This window comes from Phyllobacterium trifolii, assembly GCF_014192095.1.
GTDB lineage: Bacteria > Pseudomonadota > Alphaproteobacteria > Rhizobiales > Rhizobiaceae > Phyllobacterium > Phyllobacterium trifolii.
In genome coordinates this window covers 151,219-175,306 of record NZ_JACHXN010000006.1, presented here as the reverse complement: position 1 = coordinate 175,306, position 24,088 = coordinate 151,219, and the positions used below count along the sequence as shown (strand labels likewise).

Here is a 24,088-nt window from a genome sequence, read left to right as displayed (position 1 = left end):
CCATGAAGCCAATATCAGCGGAAAACCGACCTGTCGGGTTCCGTGAACACTCGGGAGGTGGAATGGCATTCCTGGAATTAGACGGCCTGACCAAGAGCTATGGTACGCTCACGGTTGTCAAAGGCGTCAATCTATCCGTCGACAAAGGCAAACTCGTCTGCCTTCTTGGGCCCTCGGGCTGCGGCAAGACAACAACGCTGAGGCTTATCGCAGGCTTCGTTCCAGCCAATGCGGGCGAGATACGCGTCGGCGGAAAGACCATATCTTCAGCTCATTCGACCGTTCCGCCCGAGGGGCGCAACATGTCGATGATCTTCCAAAGTTACGCGCTATGGCCGCACATGACGGTCTTCGAGAATGTGGCTTACGGCCTGAAGCTGCGGCGTCTTCCACAATCGGAAGTGACCAAGAGCGTCCGGACTATCCTCTCGGCCACGCAACTCCTTCCGCTGGAAAATCGCTATCCGGGCGAACTCTCCGGCGGTCAGCAGCAGCGGGTATCGCTGGCGCGAGCACTTGTCATCAAGCCTGAAATCCTTTTGCTTGATGAGCCACTTTCAAACCTCGACGCCAATCTGCGCGAGGAGATGCGCTTTGAGATCCGCCGGCTTCACGACGAGTTTCGCTACACGACGGTCTATGTGACGCATGATCAGGCGGAAGCCATGACCACCGCCGACATGATCGTCGTCATGAATGACGGCCGTATCGAGCAAGCAGGTTCGCCGGAAGATATCTATGAACGTCCGGAGACTGAATTTGTCGCCCGCTTCATTGGTGGCACAAATATTCTCAGCGGCACCCGCGGCGATAAAGATAGCGTTGTTGGCGAAGGCGGGCTTGTGCTCCGATGCGGCAGCGGCAGCACCGCGGCTTCCGGAAAAACAGCCGTTTCGGTTCGGCATCATGACATCGAACTGTCGTCGGCCAAGCCCAAGAGCGCCGACACGAATGTGACGATCGGCACAGTCACGCGGCAAATCTATCTCGGTTCACACCGGGACTATCTCGTTTCAATCGCTGGTGGAGAAACGGTGCGTACAGTCGCGCCAGTCAATGTTGCGATCCCGGTTGGCCAAGAAGTATGGCTGCATTTCCCACCAGAGAAATGCCGGGCACTCGCACAATAAGGGAGGAACTATGCATGTGGAAGAAAGCTCTATCTGCCGCACTCTTGGCTACGGGACTGGCGGCCTCGCCCGCCGCCTGGGCTGAAGCACCGGCACCCTATCAGATTACCCCGGAACTCGTGGCAGCCGCCAAGGCTGAAGGCAAGGTGGTATTCTATACTGCTACCGACGTCGCGGTCGCCGAAAAGCTCGCCGAACACTTCAAATCCAAGTACCCGGGCATAGCAGTACAGGTAGAGCGCGCCGGATCCGAACGCGTCTTCCAGCGCATCGGCCAGGAATACTCGACCGGCATCTATAACGCAGACGTGATCGAGACTTCCGATGCAGTGCATTTCGAATATTTCAAGCGCCAGGGCTGGCTTGAACCTATGGTGCCGCAAGAAGTGGCCGACAAATGGCCTGCCGACGAGCGCGATCCCGACGGTAACTTCGCCGCCTACCGCGCACATCTGTCCGTCATCGCCTATCGTACGGATCTGATGAAGGATGCCGACGCTCCGAAGACGTGGGAAGATCTGCTTGATCCCCGTTTCAAGGACAAGATGGTCAAAGCTCACCCCGGTTATAGCGGTACGGTAATGACCTCGACATTCGTGCTGAGCCAGCTTCTTGGCTGGGACTATTTCGAAAAACTCGGCAAGCAAAACATAATGCAGGTGCAATCTTCGACCGAGCCTCCGAAGAAACTCGCTCAAGGCGAACGGGCACTCGAAGTCGATGGCAATGAATACAACGTCTTCCGTCTCATCGACGAGGGAAAACCCATCAAGATCGTTTACCCGGACGAAGGCACGCCGCTTGCCGTCGGTAATGCAGCGGTTCTGAAACAGGCCCCCAACCCGAATGCCGCCAAGCTGTTCTACGCATTCCTCTTCTCGCTCGATGCGCAGCAGCTCAACAGTGATTTCGGCGGGCTGAGATCATTCCACCCGGACGTCAAGGAAAAGGCGGATCGCACGCCTTTGTCGAAGATCAAGATTCTGCATTCGGATCCTGAGAAACTCGAGCCCGAGATTCCCACCATCAAAGCCAACTATGAAAAGTATTTCGGGACATAATTGATCATGACCAGTGACATTCAGGTTCAAGCTTTGCCGGTTCAAGGTCGGCGCCGAGGCATCGATTTTTCATGGCCGACCTTCGCTCTGTTGACGCTTGTCCTGAGTGTCCTGGTTCTCCTGCCATTATTCTGGCTGGTCTACTATAGCTTTCGCAGCGATACCGGCGCGGGCGCCACCTTCGCCAATTACATTGCCCTCGTCGCCGACCCGACCCTTCTTCGCGCTTATGGCCTTGCGATCGGAATGGCCTTGGCCGTTGGCGTCCTCGCCTGCATCATCGCAACGCCGATGGCATGGCTTGTTGCGCGGACGGACTTACCCGGCAGACGAACAATCCGCATGCTGGTAACAGCGTCGTTCGTCACACCACCTTTCCTTGGTGCTATCGCCTACGAGATATTGGCTGCGCCAAACAGCGGCATCGTCAATATTATGTACAGGAGTGTCTTCGGGCTCGAAGCATCCGAGTATCTGGTGAACATCTATACGTTCAGTGGCCTCGTCTTTGCCATCGCCTGCTTCACCTTCCCCTACGTTTTCACGCTTGTGGCGAACGCACTCGACAAGGTTCCATCCGATCTTGAGGATGCTTCTTCAATTCTCGGCGGGAAGTCGATGACCACGTTGCGGAAGGTGACGATTCCCCTGGTACTTCCGGCCATGCTTGCGGGAACGTTGATTGCCATTCTGCAAGCCCTGACGATGTTTGGCTCTCCGGCGATCCTCGCATTGCCTGCCGGCTTTCATGTGATCACCACGAAGATCTGGAGCCTTTTTCAGTTTCCACCGCGTCTCGGCCTCGCGGCTGCCGCTGCGCTGCCTCTGCTGATTATTACCGTCATTCTTCTGCGCGCGCAAAAATCCATCCTCGGACGCAAGGGCTACACGGTGCTAGGCGGCAAGAGCGGTACACCAAGGATCACGGAACTCGGCCCATGGAAATGGCCGGCCATCGCCTTCGTTTTCTGTGTGCTCAGCCTGACGATCATCTTGCCGTATCTGGCTATTATCAAGACGGCATTCACCGGCACTGTCGGCGACCCGATCAATCTCAGCACGCTGACTTTGAGCCATTGGCGATTCGTGCTTTTTGAGTTCTCGGCGACACAGCTTGCCCTTCGCAACACGTTTCTCCTTGGATTTCTGACGGCCACTGCCGTCACCGCCATCGCGCTGATCGTATCTTACCTAGTGATCCGCCGCTCGGTTCCGGGTTCTGGTTTCCTCGGCATCCTTGCCACGGCTCCGGTAGCAATTCCTGGCATTGTGCTCGGCGTTGGCCTGTTCCTCAGCTATGCCAACCCAACTTTCCAGCTTTATGGCACCATCTGGATCCTGCTCATAGCTTTCATGACCATCGAACTTCCCGCAGGTTATCAACAGATGTCCTCGGCCTTTTCCGGTGTCCATCCGGAACTGGAGGAAGCCGGCCGTATCGTGGGCGCTTCACGCTTGAGAACGCTCTGGGACATCACAGCTCCGTTGCTGCGGACAAGTGTCGTCGCGGCCTGGTGCTTCGTTTTCGTCGGTACAATCCGCGAACTGTCCGCAACAATCCTGCTGACAACCGCAAATACCAAGCTTGTCTCGGTCATTATCTACGATCTTAACGAGAGCGGCGATCTCGGGGCGATCTGTGTTCTCGGTATCATTCTTCTTGCCGCTTCTTTTGCCGTGGTGTTTATCGCCAACCGGGTTCCGGTACTTGGTGGTTCGCAAATGAATACGCGAGGCTAGAGCCCTGCCAGTAGGCAGGGTCGCCAATTGCTGGAATTGCTGCTAAACGAGGGCTGGAGGAGTAATCCGCAAGGTTCTTGCTCCGCTTATACTGGAACCTTCACGATGGCTTGCGCATGTCAGAGATAACGAACGCCCCGCAAAATTTATCCGCGATTGATTTCCTTCGCACCCGTTCGCTCGCGAATGTCGTACAGGCCGAGATCGAGCGGATGATCATCGATGGCGAGCTCAAGCCCAACGAACGGGTGAACGAAAACGGTCTTTCCCAGCGCCTCGGTGTGAGCCGCGGACCAATCCGCGAAGCCTGCAGCGCGTTGGCGGCCATGGGACTTATCGAGATCATCCCCAACCGCGGCTTCTTTATCCGGGCACTTACCAATGACGAAGCCCAGGACCTTTCGGAAGCCCGGGCCGGTGTCTTCGGATGCATGGCCATGATGCTGGCCGAGCGGGTGACTGACGCCGAGATCGCCATCCTTCGCGCGCTGTTGCAACGTATGAATGAAATTGTCGAGCTCGGTGACGTCCACATCTACTACCCGGTCAATCTCGAGTTTCACAAACAGATTACGCATATGGCCGGGAACAATCGCCTCGAACTCATCTATCAGAGCTTTGTGCGCGAGTTGCATATCCAGCGCTATCGCGCCCTTTCCAGCCACGATGTGCTCCACATCTCCAACGAAGAACATCGTGCCATTGTCGATGCGCTCGAAGCGCGCGACCCTGTCCGTAGTCTCATCGCTGCGCGCACCCATATCCTCAATGGCATTGTACGCACCCGTCAAGCTGGACAGCCAGGACCGGTTGAACAGGTTGAAAAACAATCGCGCAAAACGAGCGACGAGAGATCCACTGACGAAACTTGATCCAGTCAACGATGGCTCGAGGTTTTGCAAACACAAAACTGTTGACAATTAACAATCCTCCCAGCACAGTCGATTTGAGAATTTACTCAAGACAGACGTGACATAAGAGGATTTGGGATGAATCAGAACAAGGCAGTCGACATCGAATTGACGAAATATGTGGCCGAATTCGTGGTCGAAACGGCATTTGCTGATTTGTCGGCGGAAGTTATCGAACTCGGCAAGAAATCAATACTCGACGGCTTCGGTCTTGCACTGTCCGGTTCGGTTGCCAAAAGCGGCGAACTCGTTCGCCAGCATCTCGGAGATCTCGGGCTTGCTGACGGCGCTGCGACCGTCATCGGAGGTGGCCGCAAGGTAGCGCCTCGGTTCGCTGCATTTGCCAACGGTGTCGGCATCCACGCGGATGACTATGACGACACACAATTGGCCGTCGCCAAAGACCGCGTCTATGGTCTCCTAACACATCCGACGGCACCTGCCTTGCCAGCTGCCTTTGCGATCGGCGAACTTGTCAGGTCTTCCGGCAAGGACTTCATGCTGGCATACCACCTCGGCGTCGAGGTAGAGTGCAAGATCGCCGAAGCAATCGCGCCCCGTCACTACCAGACAGGTTTTCACGCGACGGCTACGTGCGGAACTTTCGCAGCCGCCGCCGCAAGCGCCAGATTGATGGGCTTCGACGTCGCGACTACACAACGCGCCCTATCAATTGCGGGTAGCCAGTCTGCAGGTTTGCGCGAGAATTTCGGCACGATGACAAAACCATTCCATGCCGGACGTTCCTCGGAAAGCGGCGTTGCGGCGGCACAGTTCGCTTCCTATGGCTGGACCGCCACGCCTCGGATACTCGAGGCACCGCGCGGGTTCTTTGCCGCAGCGGGCGGCGGCTACGATCAGAGTGCCATTTTCGACAAGCTGGGCGCACCTTGGACCTTCGCCAATCCCGGCATCTCCATCAAACCGCATCCGTCGGGCTCCCTCACCCATCCCGGAATGACCGAAATGCTCCGATTGATCAAAGAGCATGGCATTCGCGCCGAGGACGTGAAGCATGTACGCGTTGGCACCAATTCCAATATGCCAAATGCCTTGATCCATCATCGTCCGAAGGATGAACTCCAGGCGAAATTCTCCATGGAATTCTGCATGGCGATCCTGCTGCTCGAAGGCCGTGCCGGCCTCAACGAGTTTACAGACGCTGCGGTCGAACGCGAGGACGTCAAGTCGATGATCGAGAAGGTCGATTTCGTTATAGACGACGAGGCCGAAGCAGCAGGCTATCACCTTATGACAACCCTGATCGATATCGAGCTCAAGGATGGTCGCAAGATTACCGGGCGCGCCGATTTTGGCAAGGGCAGCCCGGCATTCCCCATGAGCTACGACGAGGTAGCAAACAAGTTCCGTGAGAACGCCGAGTTCGCAGGGATGTCTCGCAACAAGGCGGATGAGATAGTCGAACTGGTGCGCGGGCTGGAGAACCTCAGCACTCTGGACGATCTGTCAACGCGCCTCATCTCCATCGCCTGACAAAAATCATCATGCCAGACTCGGGAACATTGGGTGGCGGTCCGCGTGTCTTCGACCGCACCCTCGTGAGAATGGGTCTGGCATTGCTGATCGGCATCGCGGGGGCGGTGGCTGCTAGAAGCATCTCGATGCCGCTCCCCTATCTGCTGGGCCCGCTTCTGGCGTGCGGCAGCGCCTCCATCATGGGTGCGCCACTTGCTGCATTGCCCTACGGCCGGGAACTTGGCCAGGTGGCCGTGGGCCTGGCTATCGGCTTGCGCTTTGTTCCGGTCGTGGTCATTACCATCGTCAAGCTGCTGCCGTTCATGCTGCTTGCTACGATCCTGATGATCATTGCAACGATGATCGCCGCGTTGATACTGCGAAAGCTCGCCGGCACCGATCGCAAGACCGCCTTCTTCGCTACGGCCGCTGCCGGCCTTGCGGAAATGGCCGTGGTCGCCCATCAGAAAAACGCGGACAGTGATACGGTTGCCGTGGTTCATCTGATCCGTGTCACTTCCATCGTGACGATCGTTCCGTTCCTGGTAACGATATTTGGCGAGGATGGCGGCATCCATCTCGCGCCAATACCGTTTCGGGGCGAAGCAATACCGCTCATTGCCCTGTTCGTCGTGGGCGCTGCCGGTGCATTTCTGGTGCGGCGGTTCAAGCTGCCCAATAGCTGGCTGCTTGTCCCGGCGGCGATAGGCGCCCTCGTTTCCGGCTTTGGTTTTGGGCCGTTTGCGGTTCCGTCCGTTGTCCTGACGGTGGCGCAGGTCGTCATCGGGGTCTGGCTCGGCTGCCGCTTCAGACGATCGCTCCTCGGCAGGCTGTGGCGTGTGACGTCTTCGGCTCTTGTCACCACGGCGTTCCTGCTCGCTGTTGCCATGGCAATAGCCTTGGCGCTTTCGGCGGTAACGGGCCTTTCGTTCGTCACGAGCCTGCTTGCCGTAGCGCCGGCCGGGGTCACCGAAATGGCGCTGACCGCCACCGGGATGCATCTCGATGCAACGACGGTGACCGCATTCCAGATCACACGGATTGCTGTCGTAATGACGACAATTCTCTTCACGTTTCGGATATTTGAAACCTTTTCGCGTCGCCTCGACGCATCCTCTGATTGAAAGGATTGTTCCATGACAAGCCATCTCGTGATCGGCATTCTAAACGGCGATGATATCGGCCATGAAATCGTGCCGGCAGCGGTCGAGGTAACGCGCGCCGCGGCTGCCAAGACGGGCCTGGAAATCGATTGGCGGCCAATGCCGATCGGTCGGTCGGCGCTTGACACGCACGGCTCGACTTTTCCTGAAGGCACGATGGAAACGCTTTCGAAGATGGATGGCTTCATTCTCGGTCCAATCGGACATCAGGCCTATCCAAAGGTTCCCGGTGCGATCAATCCGCATCCGATCATGCGCAAGGGCTTCAACCTCTTCGCCAATGTCCGTCCGACGAAGTCCTTTCCTGGGCTTGGGGCGATTCACGAGGGCATCGATCTCGTCATCGTGCGTGAGAACAATGAGGGGTTCCAGCCGGACCGGAATGTCGTTGCCGGCACTGGTGAATTCCGACCAACTGAAGATGTGACGATCTCGGTTCGCGTCATTACGCGCGTGGGCTCATCACGCGTGGCACGGGCGGCATTCGAAATTGCGCAGCAACGCAAAAAACGACTGACGCTCGTCCACAAGAATACCGTGTTCAAGCTCGGTTGCGGCATGTTCGTCGAGGAGTGCCATCGGGTCGCCAAGGAATTTCCCGAGGTGACCGTCGACGAGGTGATCGTCGACACCATGGCTATGCGGCTCATTCGGGATCCGCAGAGTTTTGACGTCATCGTCACCACCAACATGTTCGGCGATATATTGACGGACGAAGCGGCGGGGCTCGTCGGTGGTCTCGGCATGGCACCCGGCCTGTGCATCGGTGAGGGCAACCTGGCGATGGCGCAGGCCACACACGGCTCCGCTCCCGATATCGCCGGCAAGGGCATAGCCAACCCATTCGCCATGATCGAATCTGCACGGATGATGATCGAGTGGCTGGGCCATAACCGCAAGATAGCTCAGGCCGTGGAGGCAGCGTCCATAATGGAGAAAGCAATAGCTGCGGCGCTCGGCAACCCCGCCACGCGCACCCGCGATATCAGGGGAACCGCTGACACTGCCGGAATGACAAGGGGAATTATCGCGGCGCTGGGTTAGTTCGTGGATTTTGCCCTCGGTCAGATGTCCGAGGGCAATCATTTTATCAGGCCTGCGCCTCCGGCTCCTGGCCGTTGAAGAATTTCCAAAACGCATCATAGACTAGGTCGGGACGTTGTTCGGCTGGGTAGTGGCCGGTTGGCATCGCCCAGCCCCGCATGTCGGGAGCCCAGGGCCGCCACGCCTCAAGCGGAGCGAAATGACGCCCGCAATGGCTGTTGGAACCCCACAGAACCAGCACCGGACAGTCTATCTTGCGATTGCCGAAGTCTGCCGTGTCCATGGCGAGATCGACGCTGACAGTCGCCCGGTAGTCTTCGCATACCGCATGGATCTGCTCAGGCGTAGTACACCGCTTGTATTCAGCCATCGCTTCGGGGCTGAATATCTCAAGGCCGACGCCTTTCTTGTTGAGTTTGTAGTCGATGTAGTAGTCAAGGTCAGCTGTCAGCAGCTTTTCAGGGAATGGTGCCTTCTGCGCCATGAAAAACCAATGATAGGCCTCGAGCCCCCAGCCGAGAGTAACGTTGGTAAGGGCATGATATGTGGGCACGATATCAAGCGAAGCCAGTCGCTCAACGCGATCGGGAAAATCGAGCGCCAGACGGAAAGCAGCGCGCGCGCCGCGATCATGTCCGGCAACCTGAAACCTCTCGAAGCCAAAGTGCGACATGACTTCTGCGTTGTCCTGCGCCATCGCGCGAAACGAATAGGCGGAATGATCTTCTTTTCCATCAGGCTTCGAACTGTCGCCATAGCCGCGCAGGTCGGGGGCAACAACAGTAAAACTTTTGGCGAGCGCGGGCGCGATCCTATGCCAGCTGACATGGGTCAGCGGATTGCCGTGCAACAACAGAAGCGGCGGCCCCTCACCGCCTATCGCAACATTGATCTCGGCGCCCGCAGTTCGTATCCGCTCATAGCGGAAACCGTGCATCAGCTTTCCCTTTTCTTCAAAGAACGGGGGCACCTTGGACATCGACTCTGTCAGCGACATCGCATTTCTCCTTCTCGCTTGCTATCAATCATGCAGGATATTCTGGAGATCACGTCATGCCCATTTCTGTAAATTGTCAACAATTTATAATTGACAATCATGAAAAAAATCGTCATCCGAGTATATAGAAACGGAATTGCCAAATACGCCGCCAAGGAGTCAATCAATGAAGACACACAAGATTGCAGCCATTCCGGGCGACGGTATTGGCAAGGAGGTTGTTGCCGCCGGGCTTCGTGTCCTTGATGCCTGCGCAACCCGCGATGGCAATTTCACCGTCGATGTCGCGAATTTCCCTTGGGGATCGGATTTCTACAAGGCGAATGGCGTCCTGATGCCCGAGGGCGGGATCGATGAATTGAAAGCCTTCGACGCTATCCTTCGGTGCAGTGGGTGCACCGGACGTTCCTGATCACTTGACTCTATGGGGTTTGCGTCTCGCCATCTGCCAGCCTTTCGACCAATACGCCAACGTACGCCCGACCCGTATTCTGCCGGGTATCGAAAGCCCGTTGCGGGGTGTTACTGCCGAGGATCTCGATTGGGTCATCGTCCGCGAGAATTCCGAGGGAGAATATGCCGGCCAGGGTGGCCGCTCGCACCGGGGCCTGCCGGAAGAGGTGGCGACGGAAGTCTCGATCTTCACGCGCGCCGGCGTAGCCCGAATCATGCGCTTTGCTTTCCACCTGGCGCAATCGCGGCCGCGCAAGCTCCTGACCGTCGTCACCAAATCGAACGCTCAGCGCCATGGCATGGTATTGTGGGATGAGATCGCCCGGGAGGTTGCGGGCGATTTTCCCGACGTCACCTGGGACAAGATGCTGGTCGACGCAATGACCGTACGCATGACGCTCAATCCGCGATCGCTCGATACGATCGTCGCTACAAACCTTCATGCCGATATTCTCTCTGACCTAGCCGCCGCACTCGCCGGATCGATCGGCATTGCGCCAACCGCTAACCTGAATCCCGAAGGACGTTTTCCTTCGATGTTCGAACCGATCCACGGCTCTGCCTTCGACATCACCGGCAAGGGGATCGCCAACCCGGTGGGGACATTCTGGTCGGCGGTCATGATGCTCGAACATCTCGGCGAGCCCATGGCCGCGGCCAGGCTTATGCGCGCCATCGAAAGGGTCACTGCCGACCCGGCACTGCACACACCGGACCTTCGCGGGACTGCCACCACAGAAATGGTCACCGACGCTGTCTGTGCGGCAATTCTCGGCGACAACGAATAGGAAGGAAACAAGATGCCAGCCAACAGTCTCAAGATTGCGGTGATTGCCGGCGACGGCATCGGAAAAGAGGTAGTCCCGGAAGGATTGCGCGTCCTCAAAACGGCCGCGGACAAGTTCGATCTCGATTTGAAGTTCGACACCTTCGACTTTGCCTCGTGCGATTATTACGCGAAGCATGGCCGCATGATGCCCGAGGACTGGAAAGCGCAGATTGGCGGCCACGACGCTATCTTCTTCGGCGCCGTTGGCTGGCCGGAGACTGTCCCGGATCATATTTCCCTATGGGGTTCGCTCCTGCAGTTCCGGCGCGAGTTCGACCAATATGTGAACCTGCGTCCCGTACGCCTGATGCCGGGCGTGCCATCACCTTTGGCAGGCCGCAAGCCGGGCGATATCGATTTCTTTGTCGTCCGCGAGAACACCGAGGGCGAATATTCTTCGATCGGCGGCAAGATGTATCCCGGAACGGAGCGGGAGATCGTCGTTCAGGAGACGGTGATGAGCCGCATCGGCGTCGACCGGATTCTCCGTTTTGCCTTCGATCTCGCTCAGAGCCGCGGCAAAAAGCACTTGACGTCGGCGACCAAATCCAACGGCATTTCGATCACCATGCCCTATTGGGACGAGCGGGTGGAAGAGATGGCAAAGTCCTACGCCGACGTGCGCTGGGACAAGTATCACATCGATATTCTTTGCGCGCACTTTGTCCTCAACCCCGATCGTTTCGATGTCGTCGTGGCATCCAATCTTTTCGGCGATATCCTCTCGGACCTTGGCCCTGCCTGCACGGGAACCATCGGCATCGCGCCTTCCGGCAACATTAACCCGGAGCGCAATTTTCCGTCGCTGTTCGAGCCGGTTCATGGTTCGGCACCCGATATCGCCGGCAAGGGCATCGCCAACCCGATCGGCCAGATTTGGGCGGGAGCCATGATGCTGGAGCATCTCGGTCACCCGCAGGCGGCGGCAGCTATTATTGATGCAATCGAGGTGGTGCTCGCCGATCCCTCTTCGCGGACCGGCGATCTCGGCGGCACCGCAAATACGATCACCTGCGGCAGGGCGGTCGCGGAAGCGCTTTCGTCATCCGATTCCAATGCTTCGAGGGCATCATGAGTACAGAACTGCCGATCATTGCCCTGACACCCGGCGACTGCACCGGGATTGGTCCGGAGCAGACCGCGCGGATTTTGTACGACCGGCGTATGTCGGACACAGCCAGGCTTGTCGTTGTTGGCGATGCCCGGGTGATAGATCTCGGGATGCGTCAGGCTGGGGTATCGTTTTCCTATAAGCGTTATACATCGCCCGCCACGATCGATTGGTCAGACGATGCTGTACCGCTCATAGACCTCGCCAACACCGATCCCGCACGTTATGCACCCGGGGTCGGCAGCGCGGAATCCGGTCGCGTCACCGGTGAAACATTGTCACGGGCAATCGATTTCGCCAAGGCTGGTGAAGTCGACGCGGTTTCCTTTGCACCGCTCAACAAACGCGCCATGTATGATGGCGGATGGAAATTTCCCGACGAACACAAGATGTTCGCTCATCTGCTCGGCCACAAGGGCTATTTCAGCGAGATGAATGTGCTCGACAATCAGTGGATGTCGCGCGTCACATCGCACGTTTCGCTCAGACAGGCAGTCGAGCAGATCAACCGACCGGCGATCGAAGACGCAATCGTGTTGGCGACAACAATGATGAAGAAAGCAGGGATTGAGGCTCCACGGCTTGCCGTCGCCGCACTCAATCCGCACGGCGGAGAAGGCGGCTTGTTCGGAAGCGAAGAAATCGAGATCATTCGCCCGGCTGTTAAAGCGATGGCCGCGAAGGGCATCAACTGCGAAGGTCCCTTCCCGTCCGACACAGTCTATCTCAAGGCCTTTGCCGGAGATTATGACGGCGTTCTTTCCATGTATCATGACCAGGGCCAGATCGCGACGAAGATGCGCGGATTTAATCGAGGCGTGACGGTGACTGCGGGCCTCGACACCGTCTTCACAACCCCGGCACACGGGACGGCATTTGATATCGTCGGCAAGGGCGTGGCTGATACCGGGGCGTTTGAAAACGCCATAAAACTAGCCAGCAGGCTGGTCCAGTTCAAACGGCTCAAGGCGTTACAGGGCTGAAACCCAGGTACTCAATGTCGATGCCAACATAGCGGCAAGGCCGCCAAGCGCCAGCACGCCCAGGACCGGGAACCTTGGCGCAAAGTATAGGATCACGCCTGAAAGGCCAGCGATTACAAAGGCCGTGACCCCTCCATCGGCGAGCCTGAACAACGACAGCACGCCGGCGATGATCAAGCCGATACCGACCGGCGCCAAACCCTCACGCATGGCGCGATGCCATTTCTTGTCGCGATGATGGTTTGTCAACTTGAAGACGGAATAGCATAGCATCGACGATGGAACGAACAGCGCGAGCGTCGCCACGAACGCGCCGAGCCAGCCAGCGACCTTCCAGCCAATCACGGTTGCAAGCATCATTCCAGGCCCGGGGGCGGCGCGCGACACTGCGAACAGGTCGAGAAATTCGCGAGAATTCACCCAGGCATGAACAGTGACCGTTTCATGCTGGATACCCGCAACAATCGCTGCGCCGCCACCGATCGAGGTGAGCGAAAAAGGGATGAACACCAGGGCGATTGCAACGAGGGTGTCGAAACGCACTTCAGATTCTCCGCCAGGCCAGAGCGACGCTGATCGGGGCGATGACGCAAGCAACCGGAATGAGGGGAAAGCGGAAAATCCCGACAAGTATCGCCGTCACCGCAATGGTAATAATGGATGGAGGAAATCGCATCGCCCTGCGAACGCCATGAACACACATGATGATCAAAAGGCCCATTGCAGCGAAGGCCACACCATCCGAAATTACCGGCAACAAGGGATAGCCAGCAAGGGCGTCGAACAATTGGCAAAGACCGACGACCGCAAAAAACGGACCGACGAGAAAACCAAGAACGCAGGCCAATGCACCCACAGGCCCGCGCAGCTGTTCGCCCATGCAGATGACCAGATTGACCACATTCGCACCAGGCAGCATTTGCGAAATCGCCAGACTGCTTGAGAAATCCTCTTCGTCGATCCAGCGCTTGCTGAGAACGAACTCCTTATAGAGCCAGCCGCTGAGTCCTCCACCGAAACTCAAGACACCGATCTTGAAGCAGAGGAGAAAAAGAGAACGAAGGCGTGGTGTTTCTAGCGGAGAGGCAGGGACTGGAGAAGTCAAGGGCTGTGTCCGTTGCTTGGCTGAACGACTCTAACTTGATACGCGCTAATCTCGTCTTGGGTCTCCTGCTGGCGTTAGTCAACCGGCAATTTCACGTGTTCAGCACATATTGTCGTGAGCACTCCGCACCGCGCTTCAGGGCAGGAAAGCCCCACCGTTCACATGCATTGTTTGTCCCGTTACAAAGCGCCCTGCCGGGCCAGCAAGGTAGAGCACCGCCGCCGCAACTTCTTCCGGGGTTCCGCGCCGGCCGACCAGTGTACGCGTCGTATTATGATGCGCCGGCTCGCCTCCGGATGAGGTATGCGCGCGATTGGTATCGATCATTCCGGGCGAAACCAAATTCACAGTGACGCCCCGCGGACCAAGCTCATGTGCCAAGGCCTTGGTGAACCCATCGAGCCCGGCCTTGGCTGAAATGACATGGGCGCGGTTCATTGCCCCGGTATAGGCGGTAAGGCCACCGATATTGACGATTGCTCCCCCATCGCCTGCGATCAGATGGGGGATCGCAGCGCGGCTCATCAGGAACGCACCGTCCAGGGTCACCCCCATGACTTCGCGCCAATCGGCGAAAGACAGCTTCTCGACTGGAGCCTCCCTCCGGATAGCCGCGTTGTTGACGAGAAGATCGAGACCGCCAAGAACTTCCACAGTCTGACCTACGAGCCGCTCCGCGTCGGCCTCTTGCGCCACGTCGCCGAGAAGCACAATGGCCCGGCTGCCGTGTGCTTCGACTTCACGCGCCACGGATTCAGCCGCTGCTTGATCAGACCTTGCGACGATGGCGATCGAAGCGCCTGCTTCGGCTAGCGCAAGCGCGATAGCGCGTCCGATATTGCGCGATGCACCCGTTACCAGTGCGACACGGCCTTTGAGTTCACGATTGTCCTTGCTCATGCCCGCGCCGCCCTCAAATCGACTTTGCTACCCTCTGCTATCTGATTGAGGGTGTCACGCAATGCTGCGATCTTGCCGCTGTCAAAGCCACCGAAACGCAGATTCGCCTCGAACTTGGAAGCCAGTTCGGCATCCGGCAATGGTTCATTTGCGCCGCCCCGCATATAGGGCTGCCTGAACTCATGCACGGTTCCGTCCTTTAGCGTGGCCTTGAGGTGGCCGGTGAAGTTCTTTGGATAAGGGTCGTTCGGATCGATCTCATAGGAGATTTTCGCTGCGAGCGCTCGCACTTCGGGGTCCTTGACACGTTCATTGGTAAACTGCCCGAGACCCGCCTCGCCATCGAGGAAACCGACTGCCATGCAAAAGGGCGTGGAGAATTTGCCGGCATAGCCATTGGGTGGCCGATGCTTTTCAGCGAGTGGTTCCCACAGGCGATGAACGGTGCCCTCACCTACCTTGCAAGTGATGGAAACGATGTCCGCCGGCAGCACGCCAGCAGCTGCCAGCTTTTTCGCGCAATCGATAAATGGCTGCGTCATGGTCCCGCACGCATAGGGTTTAAAAGCCAGCGTCTCCAGGATCCAGGTTTTGCCCAGGCCATCAAGCAGCGGTGCGAAATCTGGCGTCTTCGACGGAGCAAAGGCCTTGTAGAACCCATGCGAACCGTCGAACACGGTAATCGGTCCAGTAAACCCGCCTTCTGCAAGAAGGGCAGCGCGCAACCCGGCCTGTGCCGCAGCTCCGGCATGCAGGCGCTTGGTCGAACTGCCATCGGCGAGATATTCAATGATGCCGGACGCGAGACTGCCGGAAATGCCGAGCGCTCTGCCAATCGTTGCAGCATCTAGACCAAGCGCAGCGCCAACGGCAGCTGCCGCGGCAGGAGCTCCAAATATTGCCGTCGGGTGGAAGCCAGCCTTGTGAGTCGCCTGCGGTGCAACAAGGCTCATCCGGCACATCAATTCGGAACCAACCGCAATGCCGCGCATCACTGCCTTGCCATCAAGGGCGCGCTTTTCGGCGATCGCCAAGACAGCCGAGACGATCACCGCACCGGCGTGGATGGGCCCGCCCTCAAAAGTGTCGTCATAGTCTTCTCCGTGGGCGGCTGTACCATTGACGAGCGCGGCATCGTAGAGCCCGAGGCCGCCATCATGACCATAGGCTGTACACGACCCTTCATCCACTGCACTGGCAAGCGCGGCGCGGACATAGTCCGTGTGTCTTGCAGCGATGGAAAGACCGATAATATCGAATATCAGGCGACGGCAGACATCAGCGACCGCAGATGGTGGCGCGGCCTCCTCGGCAAAGGTCGCCAGTTTGACCGCCACAGGCGTAGATGTCGGGACGGAATGGTTCATGAATGCGCTTCCTCGATTTTGGTCTTGCGGGCGTCGCGGAATTCGCGGCTGAGCGAAAAGACGACGAAGATAAGAGCGATCGACAGCAAGCAAACGGCAATCGGATCCTGAAGGAATATCATGTGATCGCCGCCTGACAGAACGAGCGAACGGCGATAGCTCGATTCCACCATGTGGCCAAGCACGACGCCGAGAATCATCGGTAGCACGGGGAAACCCGCGATCCTCATAAGATAGCCAACAAGGCCGAGTGCAAGCGCAATGCCGAGATCGAACAGGCTGTTGTTCAGCGTGAAGATGCCCGAAAGGATTAGCGCAAAGATGAATCCGGCGCGATAAGCCCTTGGCCTGTTAACCAGCCAGATACAGGCAGGCAGGATGATCATGCCGACACCGATCTGCGCGATGATAGCGATGAACGAGCCGACATAGATACTGTCGATAACCTGTGCGCTCTGCTCGAAGAGGCGCGGGCCTGGGATCAGCCCATGCATCAGCAAGCCACCAAGCAGGACGGCTGTAGAATTGGAGCTCGGGATGCCGAAGCTGAGCAGCGGGATCAGCGCCGTACTTGCCACCGTGTTATTGGCAGCTTCCGGCGCTGCGACGCCTTCCTCCGAGCCTTTGCCGAAAAGCTGCGGCGTTTTCGACCAGCGCTTTGCTTCGTTGTAGGACATGAACGCGGCGATGGACCCACCGCCACCTGGGGTCAGGCCCTCGAACAACCCAAGAATACAGCCGATGGTTTGCGAGCGCTTGAGCTTGTTCATCATCGACCAGCTTGGCAGCTTGATCCTGATCGTCTCGTTCAATTGCAGGACGGTTGACGACCCGGATTGGCTCATGAGCTCGGTAAGTGCAAACAGACCAACCATCACCAGTACGGGTTCAATACCACCAAGAAGATCGGGAATATCGAAGGTGAAGCGTGTAACGCCGGAGATCGGATCCGTGCCAACGGTCGCGATCATCAATCCGACGGTCGCGGCTGCAAGGCCCTTGATCAATGAACCTCCGCTCATGGAGGCGATGACGCTGAGGCCGAGGATGCCGAGACCGAAATAGGATGGCGGGGTGAATGCCAGCGCCAGCCAGGATAGGGGTTCGGTCAGCAAAATCAGCATTGCGAGGCCAAAGAGGCTTCCAACGACGCCCGACATCAGCGAGATGCCGAGTGCCTCTCCGGCACGCCCCTGCCGGTTCATCTCATAGCCGTCAATCACCGTGGCAGCCGAGGAGTTGGTTCCTGGCGTCCTTATGAGAATAGCCGGGATCGAGCCGCCATATTCAGCACCGATATAGACACATGCCAGCAGCGCAATCGCCTGAGCCGGGTCCATCGTGTAGGTGAAGGGCAAAACGAGCGCCATGGTGATGGACGCGGATATGCCCGGCAAAGCACCACCAAGAATGCCCCAGGTAAGCCCGCCAATGGCAACGAAGAAGAGTGGGGTCTCGGTCAGCAGGTAGATGATGTCCCAGAATGTGGTCATCAGAACATTCCTTGAAAAAGTGAGCCGACCGGCTGATGGACGCCGAGCAGTTTGACGAAAATTGCCCAGTAGAACACCGCACCACCAACTGCCGCTGCCAACACCACCCAGTTGCGAGGAGCGCCCTCATAGAGCGCGACGGCGCCAATCAGGAGAGCGGTACCGGCGACGTAGCCGATAAACGGAAGGACAAAGACATAGACTGCGCCCAACAGAAGAAACCCGATGGCGCGGGGCAAGTGGGCATCCTGGTCATCATCAGTGCCTGCTGCGGTCACCGTGCGAGCTCGTCTGAGGAGTATGGCACGTGCAATCAAAAGGACACCAAGAATGGCAAGGATGATGGAAAGCACATGCGGCAAGCCCGTGGCACCCACTTCATCGGACAGGGTGCTATCGGCGATTTGACTGGACCAGGCATAATACGTCCCGGAGACGGCAAGAAGAACAACGCCGCTGATAAGATCTTTGTTCATAGGGTGGCCCTCATACGCTACAGGGACCGGCCCACGCGGCCGATCCCCTCGCGCTATTATTTGATGGCGCCTGTCGACTTCAGAAACGCCTCAGTTGTCGATCCAAAATTATCTATGAAAGCCGGATAGTTCTTGTGTGCGATAAACTGAGGGACGAGCACTTCTTCGGTATAGGCCTTCTTGTAATCCGGATCTTCAAGCAGCTTCTTCACGGCTTCATCCCAAATAGCAGTTGTGGCCTCCGGGATACCTTTGGGACCCGCGAGGCCGCGGAACTTTACGAGACTGACGTCGAAACCCGATTCCTTCACAGTTGGTACATCCGGCTTCTCGGTAATGCGTTCAGGATTGAAGGTGGCAAGCAAAGTGATCTTGCCGGCATCGAGCTGCGAGCGCAATTCCTGGATTTCTCCAATACCGATATCGAGTGTGCCGTTCAGAACATTCAGCATCATGTCGCCGCCACCCTCGTGGGTAACGATTGCAGGCGTGACGCCTGCTGCCTTCTTCAGTTGCTCGGCTGCCTGACGTTCCAGCGATGCGGGATTGGCCGCGCCCCAACGCCCGCGTTCCTTCTTTGCATGGTCGATGACGTCTTTCAGTGACTTGAAAGGTCCATCCGTCCGTGTGTAAATCACCTCGCTATCGGCGAAGATATTCACCAGCGGATCCATGTCCTTGTATGTATTCTGCGGCTTGCTCATCAGCGACGTGTAGATATAGGTCGGTGTGGTCGCATAAAAGACGCTTCCGTCGGCTGGCGCTGTCGCAACGCGTGCCATGGCCTTCGCGCCACTGCCGCCTTGAACATTTTCCACGATAAAGGTAGCGCCGATATACTTGCCCAGGTATTTCGTCATTTCGCGCAGAAAGACGTCACTGCCGCCGCCAGGGCTGGAATGGGTCACCAGCGTCACAACCTTATTGGGATAGGGCAGCGGGTCAGCTTTGGCCGCTGCGCTGGATAAGATAGCGGCAGTGGCAAGGCCGAGCGCCGCCACGCCGATCGATTTGATAAAATTCATTGTCTCTCTCCCTTTCAAGTACCGTTTCTTTAGAACGGCTTCCCTCTCTTCAAGTCATCAGTAACGCGTTCCCGTTCGCCGCTGATCAGTCCAATGAGGCGTTTAACATCCGCGCCCTTATCAATGCTGCGCACAAGGGCCAAAACCTCACTCTGGCTGCCACCATCGATCACACCCTCGGCGCACATGCGGAATTTATCATCAAGTCCAGTGTCGCTGATCGGGTTGGAAGGCCCGCCGCGGTAGCGCTCATCGGCCCATTGGATCAAGGTACGCCCGTCCTTGGTGATCACCTCGATACGCGAGCGGATCTTGTCATAACCGAGCGCATCAATCTTAAGATCGTTGATGACATCCGTACGAGCTTGCAGGTCCTGCATGGCGTTTCCGGCTACAAACGCGTCCTCGAACTCATGGTGACTGGCGCGGCGGCACAGTACAATCATCGCAAGCAAAGCGGGCATCGAAAATTTAGCCTGGAGATGATTCTGCGCTATGGGATAGCGAATAGGCTCGATGATATTTTTGCCGGCAAAGAAGCGGATGCGTTCGACCTCTTGAGGTTTCAGATCGTGATCCAGGACCAGCTTCAGCATCGCATCCATGGATTGGTGGGTGAGAATACCCGACGGGTATGGCTTGATGCTGACGCCGGGCTCGATAATGGTCAAAGGAGCAGCGAAACCGGCCACGGTTTTGTCCTCATCAAAGCCCTCGCCCATGACGGAAAAGAAGCCCCAGGGACCGTCGAGTGCGGCCGGATCCGCTTCGAAACCAGCTGCAGCGAGACGTGCCGCCGTGACACCGTTCTCGCAGGCACGTCCGACATGAAGCGGCTTGGTCATGGTGCCAAAATTGACACGGATACCGGCGGCAAAACTTGCCGCCAGTCCGAGTGCGTGGGCGAGCTTGTCTCCGGTCAATCCTAGAAGCTTGGCAGCGGCAACAGCTGCGCCAAAGGTGCCAACCGTACCGCTCGTATGATGTCCGCGGCGATAGTGACGCGGCTTCATCCATTCGGCAATCTTACACTCGACTTCGAATCCGAGCTGGAAGGCGAGCATGAGGTCCCGACCATCCACATTGCGTTTTTCGCTGGCAATGATCAGCGCAGCAGTAAGGGGTGGAACGGAGGGGTGGGTCAGCAGACCATAGATATGAGCCGGATCATGGGAGACTTGTGTATCGTCCCAATCGTGAGCATGCCCGGCAGTCCCCCAAACGCGAGCGGCCAGTGATGCGGGCACCCTCGCCGACCCGTTGCCCGGCAAAGGCGCATCTTCACGACCTCCCTGAGCAAGGGCGTCTTCGATAAGAATACGTACAGACGCTTCTCGACTGCCTGCGAGATAGAGGCCGACGGTGTCAACCATGCAGCGGCGGCCGACGACAAGCGCTTCTTCCGGCAGGTCCTCATAGGTCGTGCGTTCGATAAAACGTATGGCCTGTGCCGTGATGTCGGAAGATAAATTCACGCGTCTTGTCTCCTGATGAATATGCAAAGTTTGGCGAGATATTGCGCCGTCAGAAAACTAGGATGTAGAATGTAAATTGTCAACAATCATTGTAAATTGTCGACAATTAAGCCCGACCGAATGCCGATGCGGCCTGCGTCAGGCGTGCGGTGGCAGTGCGGCGCGGTCCCGCTTCGCGGTGAGCCAATCCCTGACGCGGTAATAGCGTAGCGTCAGTTGCGGTCCAAAATTCATGTAAAACGGCGCCGCCGTCAGCGGCTCAAGCTTGAGCGCCAAATCCCTGTCAGGCACGCCCAGGGCCCATTCCGACAAAACGCCGCCTAGCATGCTCCCGGTCGGCACGCCGCGCCCGGACAGTCCGGTCAGCGCGACGACACCCGGAGCCAGATCGTACAGGCGCGGAACCGTACGGTATTGCATGTCAAGTTCGCCAAACCAGAAATAATCCCAGCGGATGTCTCGATCGATTTGCGGATGAAGCCATTTGAGCCGGTCAGCCATCACCTGTTTGGTATAGGGCACGTCCCTACCCCGTCGCCCCATCGGGAACATCGAAGCGACAATGCGACCTTCGGCATCGTATTTATAGACGAAGATGTCGCCGCGCCCATCGTGGATGGTCGTGTTCTGGGGTAGAATGGTTCTACGTGTATCTTCGCTCAGGGGCTGTGTCGCGGCCACGAAGACGCGCTGAATCTTGAATGTGTTGTCCAAGCCTGGCCAGCCACCGACCGTATAGGCGCCGGTACCAAAGATGACCTTGTGCGCGATGACGCGGCCTTCGGACGTTTTGACCGCCCATCCTCCACCCTCGCGCTCAACCGTTGCAACAGCCGAATGCGTATGGATCGCACCGCCTTCCGAGATCACGGCGCGTGCCAGTCCACGTGCATATCCAAGTGCATTGAGATGCCCGGCTTCGGAATGAAACCAGCCGCCATGGAACCGCGGGCTGCCAGTTATCGTCTCGACTTCGCTCTTGTCCAGAACGCGAGTCTTCGCACCCACGGTGTTATAGTCCCGCGCCTTTTCTTCGATGGTTGCCATTGCACTCGGCGTATGCGCGCCCATGACATACCCGTTCTGCTGCCATTCGCAATCGATGCCATAACGCGAGATCATCTCCGCCACGCGATCATTCGCACGGGTTTGACGCTGTATCAGTCGCTCGGCCCAAGGCTCGCCCAGCATCCTGCGAAGTTCCGGCAAACTATAATGCGTGAACGTCGGGGTGCAGTGTCCGGCATTCCGGCCAGAGCCGCCAAACCCGATCTCCTGTGCCTCAAGGAGCACGACCTTTACACCCGAACGCGCAAGTTGCAGCGCAGTCGTCAAGCCCGTGTAACCGCCGCCGACGATGCAGACATCGGCCTTGATTGTGCCCTCCAACTTCGATGTCTCTGGCGCAGGTGCCGCTGTCGCATACCAGAGCGTCGCTTCGAAGGGGGAGAATTTGGGCACTGTCCATGCTCCCCTAGTTCAAGTCGCTGCGGGCATCGAGCGCGTCGCGCAGGCCATCGCCGATGAAATTGAAACTGGTGACGGCAAGCGTTATCGCCACACCTGGGACGATTGCCAGCCAGGGAGCAGACTGCAGATATTGCTGTGCTCCATTGAGCATATTGCCCCAGCTCGGAAGTGGCGGCTGAATGCCGTAGCCGAGGAAACTCACATAGGCTTCGAGGAGTATGGCTCTGGCTACGGTCAGCGTAGCGGCGACGATGATCGGTCCCATCGCATTCGGCAGCAGCTCGCGAAACATGATCCAGCGATTGCTGAGGCCAAGCATCCGTGCCGCCATGATAAAATCGCGCTCACGCAGCGAGCGCACTTCCGCCTCGACGATACGTGCGACTTCCATCCAGCTGGTGATCGCGATGATTACAGTGATCATGATCGGGCTGGGTTTGATGAAAGCAGCCAGCGCCAAAAGCAGGAAGATGCTGGGAAAGGACAGGACCGCATCGACAAATCGCATGAGAACAGTGCCGATTCGTCCGCCGTAATACCCTGCGACGACCCCGATCGTTGCGCCAATCATCGTGCTCAGGATCATTGCGGCAAAACCGACAAGCATCGATATCCTGCCCGCCATCAACAAGCGCGCCGCGATGTCACGACCCAAGGGGTCTGTTCCGAGAAAATGATAGCCGGTAAGCGGTGGAGAAAATCGCGCGCGAAGATCGATATAAAGATCATTGTATGGGAGGAGATATGGCCCGATGACGCAGGCCAGCGTCAACAGGATCACCATCACGACACCAAGTGCCGCGAGCCGGTGCCGCACAAACCGCCTGAAGGTCCGGCTGTTCCACCAGCCGGACTTTATGGGGCGATTGATGGGCGTTGAGGAAACAGACATCGCGATCTCCCTATGTCAGCCGAATGCGCGGATCGACGAATGCCGTAAGCAAATCTGCCGCGAGGTTGCTCAGAAGAACGAGAATCGCCGAAAACATAAGGAGACCCATCACCACCGGGTAATCCTGATAGCCGAGGCTATCGAGAAACAGGCGTCCCATCCCCGGCCAGGTAAACACCGTCTCTGTGACGAGCGCTCCGCCGAGGAGCGTTGGCACTTGTAATCCCGCCAAGGTTATCATCGGCAACAGAGCGTTGCCGACGACATGCTTCATCAATACGCGCCGCGGCGTCATGCCTTTGGCTCGCGCCGTACGAACGAAATCCTGATTGATCACATCAAGCGTCGCGGTGCGCATGTAGCGGCTCCACACCGCCACGTCGACCAACGCCAGGACCATGGCTGGCATAATGAGATGGATGGCATAGTCCAGGAACGAACCATTGCCGATCGTGTACATATTGCCCGCCGGCAGCCAACCGAGCTTCAATGAGAAAATGTAAATCGCAACAAGTCCAAACCAGAACGTCGGAATCGACAGCGCCACCATGGCGCCAACTGTCGCCGCGTAATCAAAAATGGAGTAGCGCTTGGTTGCTCCCTTAATGCCGACCCAAGTCCCGATGGTGACAGAAATAACCGTTGCTGTACCCATGAGCAGCAAAGTAGCACCGAAGTGACCACCAATGACATCGAGAACAGGGCGGCTGTCTCTGAACGACCTCCCCCAATCGCCGCGCAGCAAGCGCCAGAACCAGTCCGCATATTGCACGACCAGTGGCCGATCGAGGCCCATTTGCGCAGAGATTCGATCAAGGTCTGCCTGGGTCATGCCAGGCGTCAGCGCAAATTGCGACAACGGACCGCCCGGTGCCAGATTCAGCACGGCGAAGCCGATCATGGATACCAGTACGAGCAGCACAAGGCTTTGTCCGAGCCTGTTCAATATGTAGCGTGTCATTGCGTCGATCTCCGATAGCGGTTCGA

Annotated in this window: 21 protein-coding genes and 1 pseudogene; 10 read left to right on the top strand and 12 right to left on the bottom strand. The window is 57.6% G+C overall.

Features of this window, described 5'->3' with window-relative positions; all coding sequences use genetic code 11:
• Positions 1-62: 62 nt before the first annotated feature.
• From FHS21_RS11380 to FHS21_RS11350, 7 genes are all read left to right on the top strand, one after another.
• The gene (locus tag FHS21_RS11380) at positions 63-1,130 is read left to right on the top strand and encodes an ABC transporter ATP-binding protein (RefSeq protein ID WP_112528945.1); all 1,068 of its coding nucleotides are present in this window, start codon (positions 63-65) and stop codon (positions 1,128-1,130) included.
• Positions 1,131-1,144: 14 nt separating this feature from the next.
• Positions 1,145-2,191, top strand: coding sequence for an extracellular solute-binding protein (locus tag FHS21_RS11375; RefSeq protein ID WP_112528943.1), 1,047 nt, complete (start codon positions 1,145-1,147; stop codon positions 2,189-2,191).
• A gap of 6 nt (positions 2,192-2,197) precedes the next feature.
• Entirely contained in the window at positions 2,198-3,931 is a 1,734-nt protein-coding gene (locus FHS21_RS11370; protein WP_112529145.1) for an ABC transporter permease, read from the top strand.
• A 116-nt stretch (positions 3,932-4,047) separates the two neighbouring features.
• Positions 4,048-4,803 carry an FCD domain-containing protein gene (locus FHS21_RS11365; RefSeq protein WP_183661934.1) on the top strand — a complete coding sequence of 252 codons (756 nt, stop codon included), beginning with the start codon at positions 4,048-4,050 and terminating at the stop codon, positions 4,801-4,803.
• 117 nt (positions 4,804-4,920) lie between these two features.
• Positions 4,921-6,336 (top strand): MmgE/PrpD family protein, encoded by a 1,416-nt coding sequence (locus FHS21_RS11360; RefSeq protein WP_112528939.1) that lies wholly within the window; start codon positions 4,921-4,923, stop codon positions 6,334-6,336.
• Positions 6,337-6,347: 11 nt separating this feature from the next.
• Positions 6,348-7,442, top strand: a complete 1,095-nt coding sequence (locus FHS21_RS11355; protein WP_112528937.1) for an AbrB family protein — start codon at positions 6,348-6,350, stop codon at positions 7,440-7,442.
• Between the two features lie 12 nt (positions 7,443-7,454).
• On the top strand, positions 7,455-8,525 hold the full coding sequence (locus FHS21_RS11350; RefSeq protein ID WP_112528935.1) for an isocitrate/isopropylmalate dehydrogenase family protein: 1,071 nt from the start codon (positions 7,455-7,457) through the stop codon (positions 8,523-8,525).
• Between the two features lie 46 nt (positions 8,526-8,571).
• Here the strand turns inward: FHS21_RS11350 and FHS21_RS11345 are convergent, their stop codons facing one another.
• The gene (locus FHS21_RS11345) at positions 8,572-9,522 is read right to left on the bottom strand and encodes an alpha/beta fold hydrolase (RefSeq protein ID WP_183661932.1); all 951 of its coding nucleotides are present in this window, start codon (positions 9,520-9,522) and stop codon (positions 8,572-8,574) included.
• Between the two features lie 166 nt (positions 9,523-9,688).
• Between FHS21_RS11345 and FHS21_RS11340 the strand changes: the two are divergent.
• From FHS21_RS11340 to FHS21_RS11330, 3 genes and pseudogenes are all read left to right on the top strand, one after another.
• Positions 9,689-10,763: pseudogene (locus FHS21_RS11340) on the top strand (tartrate dehydrogenase).
• A 12-nt stretch (positions 10,764-10,775) separates the two neighbouring features.
• The gene (locus tag FHS21_RS11335; RefSeq protein WP_112528930.1) at positions 10,776-11,879 is read left to right on the top strand and encodes a tartrate dehydrogenase; all 1,104 of its coding nucleotides are present in this window, start codon (positions 10,776-10,778) and stop codon (positions 11,877-11,879) included.
• Positions 11,876-12,898, top strand: a complete 1,023-nt coding sequence (locus tag FHS21_RS11330) for a PdxA family dehydrogenase (RefSeq protein WP_183661930.1) — start codon at positions 11,876-11,878, stop codon at positions 12,896-12,898. The genes FHS21_RS11335 and FHS21_RS11330 overlap by 4 nt, the downstream gene beginning before the upstream one ends.
• Here FHS21_RS11330 and FHS21_RS11325 read toward each other — a convergent pair.
• The 11 genes from FHS21_RS11325 to FHS21_RS11275 all read right to left on the bottom strand — a co-directional run bounded on the left by FHS21_RS11325 (position 12,887) and on the right by FHS21_RS11275 (position 24,062).
• Positions 12,887-13,441 (bottom strand): chromate transporter, encoded by a 555-nt coding sequence (locus FHS21_RS11325; RefSeq protein ID WP_112528926.1) that lies wholly within the window; start codon positions 13,439-13,441, stop codon positions 12,887-12,889. The genes FHS21_RS11330 and FHS21_RS11325 overlap by 12 nt on opposite strands.
• Before the next feature lies 1 nt (position 13,442).
• On the bottom strand, positions 13,443-14,003 hold the full coding sequence (locus FHS21_RS11320) for a chromate transporter (protein WP_112528924.1): 561 nt from the start codon (positions 14,001-14,003) through the stop codon (positions 13,443-13,445).
• 135 nt (positions 14,004-14,138) lie between these two features.
• Positions 14,139-14,903, bottom strand: coding sequence for an SDR family NAD(P)-dependent oxidoreductase (locus FHS21_RS11315; protein WP_112528922.1), 765 nt, complete (start codon positions 14,901-14,903; stop codon positions 14,139-14,141).
• Positions 14,900-16,270: an MmgE/PrpD family protein gene (locus FHS21_RS11310; RefSeq protein WP_112528920.1), complete on the bottom strand. Its 1,371-nt coding sequence runs from the start codon at positions 16,268-16,270 to the stop codon at positions 14,900-14,902. The genes FHS21_RS11315 and FHS21_RS11310 overlap by 4 nt, the downstream gene beginning before the upstream one ends.
• Positions 16,267-17,763 (bottom strand): tripartite tricarboxylate transporter permease, encoded by a 1,497-nt coding sequence (locus tag FHS21_RS11305; RefSeq protein WP_183661928.1) that lies wholly within the window; start codon positions 17,761-17,763, stop codon positions 16,267-16,269. Before FHS21_RS11305 ends, FHS21_RS11310 begins: the two co-directional genes overlap by 4 nt.
• On the bottom strand, positions 17,763-18,239 hold the full coding sequence (locus tag FHS21_RS11300) for a tripartite tricarboxylate transporter TctB family protein (RefSeq protein WP_112528916.1): 477 nt from the start codon (positions 18,237-18,239) through the stop codon (positions 17,763-17,765). The genes FHS21_RS11305 and FHS21_RS11300 overlap by 1 nt, the downstream gene beginning before the upstream one ends.
• Positions 18,240-18,295: 56 nt before the next feature.
• Complete coding sequence (locus tag FHS21_RS11295; protein ID WP_112528914.1) at positions 18,296-19,264, bottom strand: tripartite tricarboxylate transporter substrate binding protein; 969 nt, start codon at positions 19,262-19,264, stop codon at positions 18,296-18,298.
• Between the two features lie 29 nt (positions 19,265-19,293).
• Positions 19,294-20,739, bottom strand: coding sequence for an MmgE/PrpD family protein (locus FHS21_RS11290; RefSeq protein ID WP_112528912.1), 1,446 nt, complete (start codon positions 20,737-20,739; stop codon positions 19,294-19,296).
• Between the two features lie 138 nt (positions 20,740-20,877).
• Entirely contained in the window at positions 20,878-22,200 is a 1,323-nt protein-coding gene (locus FHS21_RS11285) for an NAD(P)/FAD-dependent oxidoreductase (protein WP_112528910.1), read from the bottom strand.
• Positions 22,201-22,213: 13 nt separating this feature from the next.
• Positions 22,214-23,101 (bottom strand): ABC transporter permease, encoded by an 888-nt coding sequence (locus tag FHS21_RS11280; protein ID WP_112528908.1) that lies wholly within the window; start codon positions 23,099-23,101, stop codon positions 22,214-22,216.
• 10 nt (positions 23,102-23,111) lie between these two features.
• Positions 23,112-24,062 carry an ABC transporter permease gene (locus FHS21_RS11275; RefSeq protein ID WP_112551378.1) on the bottom strand — a complete coding sequence of 317 codons (951 nt, stop codon included), beginning with the start codon at positions 24,060-24,062 and terminating at the stop codon, positions 23,112-23,114.
• Between the last annotated feature and the right edge of the window lie 26 nt (positions 24,063-24,088).